The organism is Methylobacterium thuringiense, from assembly GCF_022179645.1.
Classification (GTDB): domain Bacteria; phylum Pseudomonadota; class Alphaproteobacteria; order Rhizobiales; family Beijerinckiaceae; genus Methylobacterium; species Methylobacterium thuringiense.
This window is the reverse complement of record NZ_BPRA01000040.1, coordinates 1-9,318: the sequence shown is the minus strand read 5'-3', so window position 1 is coordinate 9,318 and position 9,318 is coordinate 1. Positions and strand designations below refer to the sequence as shown.

Below are 9,318 nucleotides of genomic sequence, written 5' to 3'. Positions count from 1 at the left end.
ATCAGCCGGGTCACGCGTCCCCACATAATCGACGTACTCGCCGGCGTAGTCCCTGACGCCGCCAACGTCGGAAACGATAATCGGTAGCGCGCAAGACAGGGCCTCCATCATTGCGTTGTTTGCCGTAGCGTCGATCAAGGGCAGAAACATCGCGTGGCAGCGGTGGTAAAGGGCAAGCAGCGCCTCGTCCGAGATGTTGCTATACCACCGTACGTTGTTGTAGCGCGCCGCTCGGTAATGAGCGTCAGTGGTTCGGGCCGCGGTTGGCAGCACGAGGTGCCAACGGAAGCTCGGCGTCTCGGCGGACGTGCGCTCGATTGTTTGAGCGACGAGATCAAAGTCGCGCAGCCAATCGCCGACGACGCAAATGTCAAACCCGTCTTGGATCGCCCGATCAGCCTCCGGGGGCCTGAAGTACGTCACGTCAACGCCGTGGTTTACGAACGCAACTGAGCGCACACCGAGTTCGCGCTCCACGTGATCGCGTGATTGCCGGCTCAGCGCAATTACCGCATCGAAATCGTCCAGTACGCCCGCAGAGATGGCGTTGAGGCGCCACCAGCTTGGGGGCTGGTGCACCATGCCGACGAGGCGGCATCCGGGATGGGCCTGCTTGATAAGGCCGAGCCGGTCGTGGAACTTCTCAATCGACTCGCAGAAGACGACGTCATAACGCTTCTGACGTGCCTGGCGGATTGCTGCGCCCTCCACGAGGCTGGCGCTGGGCGTGTAGTAGGGACTCCAGCCCGCTTGCTGCGGAGGCTGGCCCATCAGGCGCGGTATTAGATGGCTGAAGCGGTCCAGCGCGAGCGCCGCTTTAGCGGTTCGACTGGGCTTGGCCACGTCTACGGCAAAGTTCTGCTCAAGGATCGCATGCAGCGGCTCAAGCCCGCTATGCGCGCCGTGGTGCGCATAGCGGGCCGTGATGAGGAGCATGCTCGGCTTTCCCGTTGTCGCGGCTAAGGGAACGGGCATCGGTGCGATCATTGGATTTCGTTTTTTAAGAGGGCACCAACGAAACGCGAGAGATCGCCGCCGGGAAAGAGGTGGCCGACGATCCCGGCCCGGCGCGCGGCCTCCAGGTCACCGTCCTTGTCCCCAATCATGAAGCTGCGTTCCAGATCCACGTCCCAGTACTTGAGAAGATCGAGAAGCATACCTGGCGCAGGCTTGCGCCAGTCACTGTCGCGTCTATAGGCCTCTACGGCCGCTGTCGCTAGATAGGGGCAGTAGCGGACATCGTCTAAGTGCGCACCGGCGTCCCGAAGTTCGTCCGCAATTTCCGCGTGCAGTGCACGCACGTTGTCCTCGCTGTAATAGCCGCGCGCCACGCCGGCTTGGTTGGTGACGAGAAAGGCGTAGTGACCGGCATCGTTGAGCTGGCGCACCGCCGCAATCGCGCCGTCAATCCAGCGAAAGCGCTCGCGGCTGCCGACATAGCCATCGTCGTGGTTGAGCACACCGTCGCGGTCCAGGAAGGCAGCGGGACGCCGCAGCCGCGTTGGCACCTCTGTCTGAGCGCGCGCGAAGTCGTCGGGCACGCCAATGTCGATGAAGTAGCCCTCGCACACGAGGCCCGCGACTCTTCGCTGGGCCACGAGGTCAGGAAGCACGTCCCGCTCCAGCGAGCAGCGCGGCGAGAGGTGGGGTAAGATTGAGCGCCGTACCAGGTAGACGCCGGCGTTCACGAGTCCGGGTCCCGGCGCGTCCGGGCGCTCGGAAAATCCGGTAACGAGCGGCCCGTCGCAGGTGACGACGCCGTAGCGCGATGCGTTCGCAAGTCGACGCAGCAGAAGCGTTGCCGGGACCTGCGGCCCCGAAGCTGCGTCAGCTGCAAAGCCTAGCAGGCCAACATCGAGCCAAGAGTCGCCGTTAAGAAGCAAGAATGTCTCGCCGATTTCACTGGCGGCGTGGTGCAGGGCATGATGCAGCGCGCCTCCGGTCCCAGCTCGCTCGGGCTCGACCAGCACGCGCACGTTGAGGCCAAAGCGGCCTACGATTGAGGTCCCGGCAACGTAGCTGTGTATTTGGTCGGCCTCGAACGAAGCGAGGAGGACGATGTCGGTGATGCCTTGGCGACCGAGTTCGAACAGCAGAACGTCAAGGAATGGCCGGCCGCCGACCGCAAGCAGCGGCTTTGGGGTCGCGGCGGTAAGCGCGCCGAGGCGCGTTCCCTCACCACCGCAGAGGATGACGGCCTGCTTCAACACAGCAGCGCTCATGCGCCCTCTGCCCGCGGGAACAGTCGCTCCTCGACGAGGCCGCAGACGATGTGGGCGGCCGTAATGTGAACCTGCTGGATCAGTGGGGTACTATCGGAGGGCACGCGCAGGCTGAGGTCGGCACGCATGAGCATCTCGCCGCCGGATCGTCCAGTGAAGGCGATGACCTTGAGGCCGCCCTCCCGCGCTGCATCCATAGCGCGCAGGATTGATGGCGAGCGGCCCGAGGTCGATATCGCCAGGAAGACATCGCCCGGACGACCGAGTCCAAGAACTTGACGCTCGAAGACGCGCTCGTAACCGTAATCGTTGCCGATGGCGGTGAGTACCGAAGTATCGACGGTGAGCGCCAGCGCTGCAGCGGGAGCACGGTCGTAGTTCAGGCGCGACACAAATTCTCCGGCTATGTGTTGAGCGTCGGCCGCACTGCCGCCGTTGCCGGCGATAAGGAGCTTGCCGCGCGCCCGAAGCGCGTCGGTGACGACATCAGCGGCGTCCTCCACCGCGCGCACAAAGGAGGCGTCGTCGATCGCCGCCTGGAGGACATCGCGCGAGCGCGCGAGGAAGTCGAGAATGGCCTTCACCTTATCACCTTTCCGATCCTATTGCGCGATCTGCCAAGTCTCGCAGCCCTCGTGCATGAACTTGACTGGGCTCGCCTTACAAGCGCTCTCGTTGAGCGCCCCTAGTAGACCCAGTCGGTCGTCGGGACGCACAACGAACATCATGAATCCGCCGCCGCCCGCGCCCGAAACCTTGCCGCCGAGTGCGCCGTTGCGCATAGCAAGGTCGTAGATCCCATCGATATGGCTGTTGGTTACGCCCCGTGCTGTCGCCTTTTTGGCGATCCACGACCGGCTCAGGATACGACCGATCTCTTGCACATGCCCCTGGAAGATCGCACGCTTCATCTCGATCGCGTCGGCCTTCAGCTCGTGCAGCGCGTCGACCGTGGCACTTAGATGCGATGTCATGCCGGCCGTCTGTTGGTCGATGATTGCGGCCGATTCGCGCGACTGACCGGAGAAGCAGATGACAAGCGAGGTTTCCAGCTCGTTGACGTAACGGGAGGGTACCCGCAGCGGGTTCACGACGACACGGTCATCGGCCAGGAACTCGATAAAGTTGATGCCGCCGAAGGCTGCCGCGTACTGATCCTGCTTGCCGCCGGAGAGCCCGAGATCGATCCGCTCGATTTCGAAAGCAAGGTGAGCGACATCGTTCTGCCCGAGCGGCAGGTCTAGGTGCACTCGAAGCGCGTCGACCATCGCGACAACGAGCGCTGAGGACGAGCCTAGGCCAGAACCGGCCGGCACATCTACCGTGCTCGTGATGGTGAGCGGCAGAGGATGACCGCCGTTGAACATACGGCAGATGCGCTGGTAGACGCCGCGATGCAGCGCGAGCGAGGCGCTATTGACCTCGGCCAGATCAAGGGTTTCCCGCCGGCCTAGGTCATGGGCCAGGAAGGCAACCTTGCCATCATCTCGATCGGCAATGAACGCATAGGCGAAGCGGTCAATCGTACAGTTGAGAACAGCGCCGCCGAACTCGTCGCAATAGGGACTGAGGTCAGTTCCTCCCCCAGCTAACCCCAGCCTCAGCGGAGCCCTCGCCCGTGTGATCATGGCCACCACCATCTCCGCAAAGCTACCGCTAGACAGGGAGAAGTCCCGGTATTGCCGTTAAATCAAACAATTAGACTGAATAAGTCAATGAGAAATATTTAGTTTTGAAAGAAGATCGCTGCAGGATCATCGATCATTAGATTTAGGTAGGTTGAGCTGCGCTTCCAGTGCGCCGCCGGCCGAAGTCAGTCGCGCCTAAACTTCGTGGCTTTCCAGGGGCCAAATATTGATTCGGCTCGGACTGGACCTGCCACCGTAGGAAGATGAAAGACGTCAGGCATAGACATCCGACCGAGCTGGTCACCGAGAACGCGGTCGCCTCGGTGTAGGCGAGTACTAGGGTACCCAGGGCCAGCAGCAGAAATGCGCGACTTTCGAGGCCCCCAGCTTCGCACGGCAAGTCCCGACGCAAGCCATCATAGACCCAAAGGCAGACCGGGACGAGGAAGAGCACCGTTCCCACAAGTCCGGTGTCGAGAGCCAGGGTCAGATAGCTCGACTCCACTCCAGCTGCCATTTTGCCGAGATACTGGCTGGCAAGACCATTAAAAACGGAGCCGCCGAACGCGTTGAATCCTTGTCCGAGGAGCGGTGCATCGAAGATCGTATCCTGTGCAATGAACCAGAGATCGACCCTGCCGCTCAGTCCGGCATCACGCCCGAAAAGTCCGAGAATGCCGTCCAGGGAATAAGTGAACACGACGTAACTGGCCGCCATGAGGACCATCAGAATGGCACCGAAAAGGTCGGCTGAAACGCGCTGCCTCAGCGATAAGACAGCATAGGCAATCAGCATGAAAAAGGTCGTGCCGATAGCCGTAGACGACCCGGAAAAAATTAAGCAAAGCGTCGAACAGGCCAAAACGAACCCGTTGATTACAGATGACCCACGTTTGTTGATTAGCAAAAATAAAAACCATGTGCTGCATACGGATGCCCAGAAACCAAGCGTATTCTTGTGAACGAAGATACCTTTCCAGCGACCCGCATGGCTGAACTGTATGACCTCCGTTCCAGTATGAACGCCGATACTTGGTAACAGGATCGCAACAAGCGCGCTGAGAACGAGAAAGCAAGCGCAGAGCAGCGACAGAAGTCCGAACAAGGTCTCCTTGCCCAATGCGGACACGCAGCAGGACACGGCCCAGATAAACGCCGTAAACTGTAAAGCCTCCCGCGCCGACGTCTTGGGGTCATCAGACCACGCGCTTGAGATGAGAGCGAAGATCGCGAATGGCAGCAAGCCGACAGGGAACAGGCCAATCAGCCTCCCCAATCCATTCAGATAGAAGGCGGCTCCCAGACAGCAGGCTGCTACCAGACAGCGGATATAGACGAGATTTGCACTGATAGGGTCATCGACGTTGCTCGCCTGTAGCCGATTGAAGAACACGTCCCGCCCGATCGCCGCGTAGGATAGGATGAGGAGCACGAACAGGAGGCCGAATATTCGGCGGCCGAGATCGGGCAAGCTATCTGTGGAACGCGACTGCAAGGCAATCATCGGGAAGGACCCCCAGATCAAGTGGATCATTGCGGCTCGTTCCGCCAGCACGACTGTCGAGCGCCGCGAGCAGCAGCCGCGTGTCGGAGGTGCGGTTCGATGCCCAAAATTTCTTAGTATCTGTTAGACGGCCTGTCTTGCGATCACTGTTTTTCAGGCGCCGCGTCGGGTCCACCTTCATGCGCCTCCAGATGGAGGCCAACGCTTGCGAAAGCCCAACAATGCCGGGTTTCGCCTCCATGACGTCTCCGGGCAGGCACCTGATAGCGTCCAGATGCCGGTGACGAACGAGAGCGCGTGTCATCAGAACGTCCGACGCGATCCGGTTCGACGAGGCCGGACACGGCCTTAGTTCACATGCTCCACGATAGACGTCCGGGAACGGAAGAGCCGCCTGATCCGGGCGATCCAGGACCGCTTTTCCGGTCGCTCCAGCAGGTCGGCGTAGAACGTGGTAAGGGTCGCCGCCTGATGGTTCCAGGCGAATTGAGAGCATACCCGCTCATAACCCAGAGCTCCCATCCGCTGGCGCCGGTCCGGTTCGCTGAGCAGGAGATCCATTTTGCTAGCGAGATCCATAGGGTCGTTCTTTGCTGCGTAGAGAGAGGCTTCCCCGGCCGAGGCGCGCCCCTCCGTCACGTCGAACTGTACGATCGGTAGCGAGAAGGCCATGTATTCGAGGATCTTGTTCATGGTCGACTTGTCGTTCATGGCATTGACCCGGTCCGGGTTCACCCCGACATCGGCCGTCGACAACACGGAGATCAGTTTGTCGTCCGGAACGCGTCCCAGGAAGTCGACATAGGCAGAGACGCCGCTTTCCTCTGCGTATTGCTGCGCCTGATGGAGCGCCGGACCGGCGCCGACGATGCAGAACTGCGTGTCCGTGCGGCCCCTGACCGTGACAAGGTGGCGGATCGCGTCGATGAGGAGATCCAGGCCTTCCTGGTTGCCGATCACGCCGACATAGGCGACCAGCAGGTCCCGTCCCTTCAACAGGGCCGGATCTCGCTCGCCGCGCTTCAGGCGCGTGAGGTCGGGCCCGCTTCGCACCACCGCGACGCGATCGGGGCGCATGCCCCCGCGTTCGACGGCGATGCGGCGATAGCTCTCGTTCGTCGCGATCGATGCGTCGGCGGCGGCGAATGTCAGGCGCTCGAGGGTCAGGAGGGCCTGGCGGACGGCTCGCGCACCGAGCGACCCCGCATCGAACTTCGCTTCGAACAGCTCCGGGCAGATGTCGTGATGATCGAAGACGAACTTCACGCCGAGCAGCTTGAACGGGAAGGCGACGAGGAAGATCAGGTCCGGAGGATTGCAGGCATGGATCACGTCGAAGCGACGCTTGCGGAATATCGTCCAGGCGAGGCGTGTCTGGTGGAAGAAGGCCGTCCCATACTCGGCGACATAGCCGGCCGACGAGGCAGCTTCCGTCAGCGGGTGCCGATGGATCTCGATCCCGTCGAGCACTTCGTAAGGCCGGTCATAACCCTTCATCTGCGGGCAGATGACGCTTACCTTCGCACCGGCGTCGCGAAGGGCGCAGGCTTCCTGCCAGACCCGCCGATCGAACGGCACCGGCAGATTTTCGACGATGATCAGAATCGTTCCGGTGACGGAGCGTGGCGGGCGACGCACAGGGGGCGACCCTTCGGTCTCGGGGAAGGCGTTCACGGGCACCGTTCCTTATTCACGGATTGAGTTTTCGCCGCACGAGCCGACCGCGACCGAGCGTTTCGGTTGGAGTGCGCACCGCCGAAATCGGCTCCGGTTCTGCGGAAAGCGCACTTTGCGCGCCTCCGGAAACTCCCGATGGCGCCTTGCAGCGAAGCGGGAGTTTCGCGAGCGATACTGCGCGCCAAGACCGCGGAGGCCGACCTGATTTGGACGGCCTAGGCCCGGCGCTCGGCATGCATGAACTCACGCAGGTTGAATCGCTGTTTGGCCTGCGTATGCAGCCCGAGATCGTTCCCGGACGTATCGACGACGAGATCGTATAAGGTCGTCTCGGCCTCGCGCCGCGCGATCAGGAGATTGCTGAGTTCGGGCAGCTGCGAGTATGCGTAGCCGAGGTTTTGGCCGAGCAGATGTTCAGCGCGGACGTTCGGGTCGTAAACGGAGACCCTGAAGCCTGCGTTCAAGAGTTTGCGCGCGAGATCGACGTTCGGACTTTCCCGAAGATCGTCGGTGTCCGGCTTGAATGCGAGGCCGGTGAGCAGCACGAGTGCACCAGGCGTCACTCCGCTGATGCAGGATTGGAACACGAAGTGCTTGTGCGCCTCGTTCGTCCTGATGATCGAATCGACCACCGGAGTGTTCGCGCCGATATCGGAGGACAAGTACTGGAGCGCGCGAACGTCCTTCGGCAAACAGGAGCCGCCGAAGGCTCCTCCCGGGCGTAGATAATAGGACGAAATGTTGAGCTTCGTGTCGGAAACGAAGATTTTGTAGACCGTCTCGGCATCGATGCCGAGGTTGTAGCACACGCGGCCGATCTCGTTGCCGAACGAGACCTTCAGGGCGTGGAAGGTGTTATCGACGAATTTCGTTAGTTCCGACTCCTTGAAGCCGGTGTAGAAGCGCTGGGCATTGAGCTTCGCGTACAGCCTCTCGATCGTATCGGATTTTGCGCCGTCCGCTGTGCCGACCACGATCTTCGGCGGATTGTCGTAGTCGAAGATCGCGACGCTCTCGCGCAGGAACTCGGGATTATAGACCAGCTCGATCTTGTCTCGGATGTCCTTCAGCGTCGCCTGAAGAATCGGCGTTACAAAGTTTTCCATCGTCCCGGGCCTGACCGTGCTCCTGTAGACGACCGTGAGTGGCGTCCCGCGGCGATCTTTGCAGGCTACGGCGATCTGCCGCGTTACCTCGCCGACGAAAGTCATGTTGTGGGAGCCGTCGGTGCCGCTCGGCGTGCCGACACAGACCAGGGCCAAGTCGCAGGATGCGAGAAGACCATCCGCTAGCTGCGATGCATGAATCCGGCTCTCGGCGACACCCGTCGCGATCAGTTCGGCAAGGCCGGGCTCTTTGATGGGGCAGCGGCCCGCCAGCAATTCCTCGACCTTATGAGGGTTGGTATCGATACCGATCACCTCGTGACCGTCTCTCGCCAAGCAGCCGACCGCGGTGAGGCCGACATACCCGAGCCCGAAGACTGCAATTTTCATGGTGAACCTCGATATGGCAGTATTCTGCGGTGTGTCTGGCGGATAAGCCGAGCTCCGATCAGTCATCTCGCCAAAAATCTATCTTTTGGTGAGATAATTCCGAGCAGTTTTTGCTCGCTGCACCGCAATAGAGGCTATTCTGGATTTCGCAGTATTTTAGTCAAGTAAGATCACGGCTCGATAATGACGTATATCTTTGTCGGCGCGATCCGCGGATTATTCGATGTGTCGCAATGTTGGGCGATCTGTGCCCGACGAAGATTTATTCGTGAAATTTACGATTTCTTAGTTTGTTGTCGCGGTAGATCACTGCACTCAAGCTGCGGGGTGGGAGCGGACCTCCGGAACGATAGGCCGGTCGTGAAATGCCTATAGGCTTTCCGAAGCCGGCAATCCGACTACAGGCTGCGACAAAGTCCGTGTCGGCCCTCCAGAGATGAGCACTTGACTGAAATCGCTAGTTCCGAACGCTGGACTCGGCGCATGCCTGCTGAGGCTGCCGGCAGGCTTCCACAGCCTGTCTAGCGAGTTGATCGACGCAAGCATCGTGAGCGGCAGAATCGCGGCAACGGACCGTATTCCCGAGGCGTCGATGCGGGAGGTGGCTCACGGTGGCGGAACGTGGGACATCGCGGAGCTTAGTTTGCGTTCGATGCACCCCTTGAGCGAGTGGTCGCCGTCCAATGCTAGGTAGTTAATACCGAGTGGGACGTCTGCGGCGATGTCTCTGAGGGGGATCGCGTCGAATGCTGCAAAAAGCTCCGTCTTGACCTCTCTCCATTCTGGTCTGT

9 protein-coding genes are annotated in these 9,318 nt (G+C 60.8%); all 9 read right to left on the bottom strand.

The annotated features are described in order from the left end of the window. The coding region (locus MFF07_RS22405; RefSeq protein WP_238232942.1) for a glycosyltransferase at positions 1-936 on the bottom strand (936 nt) is incomplete at its 3' end. A 47-nt stretch (positions 937-983) separates the two neighbouring features. Continuing rightward, entirely contained in the window at positions 984-2,222 is a 1,239-nt protein-coding gene (locus tag MFF07_RS22400; RefSeq protein WP_238232941.1) for an HAD-IIIA family hydrolase, read from the bottom strand. Further along, positions 2,219-2,806, bottom strand: a complete 588-nt coding sequence (locus MFF07_RS22395) for a D-sedoheptulose 7-phosphate isomerase (protein ID WP_147818878.1) — start codon at positions 2,804-2,806, stop codon at positions 2,219-2,221. Before MFF07_RS22395 ends, MFF07_RS22400 begins: the two co-directional genes overlap by 4 nt. An 18-nt stretch (positions 2,807-2,824) precedes the next feature. Beyond that, on the bottom strand, positions 2,825-3,850 hold the full coding sequence (locus tag MFF07_RS22390) for a GHMP family kinase ATP-binding protein (protein WP_238232944.1): 1,026 nt from the start codon (positions 3,848-3,850) through the stop codon (positions 2,825-2,827). Between the two features lie 142 nt (positions 3,851-3,992). Beyond that, positions 3,993-5,384: an O-antigen ligase family protein gene (locus tag MFF07_RS22385; protein ID WP_238232940.1), complete on the bottom strand. Its 1,392-nt coding sequence runs from the start codon at positions 5,382-5,384 to the stop codon at positions 3,993-3,995. Further along, complete coding sequence (locus MFF07_RS22380) at positions 5,323-5,595, bottom strand: hypothetical protein (RefSeq protein WP_147818873.1); 273 nt, start codon at positions 5,593-5,595, stop codon at positions 5,323-5,325. Before MFF07_RS22380 ends, MFF07_RS22385 begins: the two co-directional genes overlap by 62 nt. A 107-nt stretch (positions 5,596-5,702) precedes the next feature. Further along, a complete protein-coding gene (locus MFF07_RS22375) occupies positions 5,703-6,932 on the bottom strand; it encodes a glycosyltransferase family 4 protein (RefSeq protein WP_238232943.1) in 1,230 nt (409 codons plus the stop codon). A 314-nt stretch (positions 6,933-7,246) separates the two neighbouring features. Beyond that, positions 7,247-8,527: a nucleotide sugar dehydrogenase gene (locus MFF07_RS22370; RefSeq protein ID WP_147818871.1), complete on the bottom strand. Its 1,281-nt coding sequence runs from the start codon at positions 8,525-8,527 to the stop codon at positions 7,247-7,249. 606 nt (positions 8,528-9,133) lie between these two features. Further along, on the bottom strand, positions 9,134-9,318 hold a 185-nt coding region (locus MFF07_RS22365), incomplete at its 5' end, for a hypothetical protein (RefSeq protein WP_238232939.1).

Coding starts and splice junctions, on each gene's coding strand:
- MFF07_RS22400 (WP_238232941.1), bottom strand. CDS start 2,222: ATGAGCGCTGCTGTGTTGAAGCAGGCCGTCATCCTCTGCGGTGGTGAG.
- MFF07_RS22385 (WP_238232940.1), bottom strand. CDS start 5,384: ATGATCCACTTGATCTGGGGGTCCTTCCCGATGATTGCCTTGCAGTCG.
- MFF07_RS22390 (WP_238232944.1), bottom strand. CDS start 3,850: ATGATCACACGGGCGAGGGCTCCGCTGAGGCTGGGGTTAGCTGGGGGA.
- MFF07_RS22370 (WP_147818871.1), bottom strand. CDS start 8,527: ATGAAAATTGCAGTCTTCGGGCTCGGGTATGTCGGCCTCACCGCGGTC.
- MFF07_RS22380 (WP_147818873.1), bottom strand. CDS start 5,595: ATGGAGGCGAAACCCGGCATTGTTGGGCTTTCGCAAGCGTTGGCCTCC.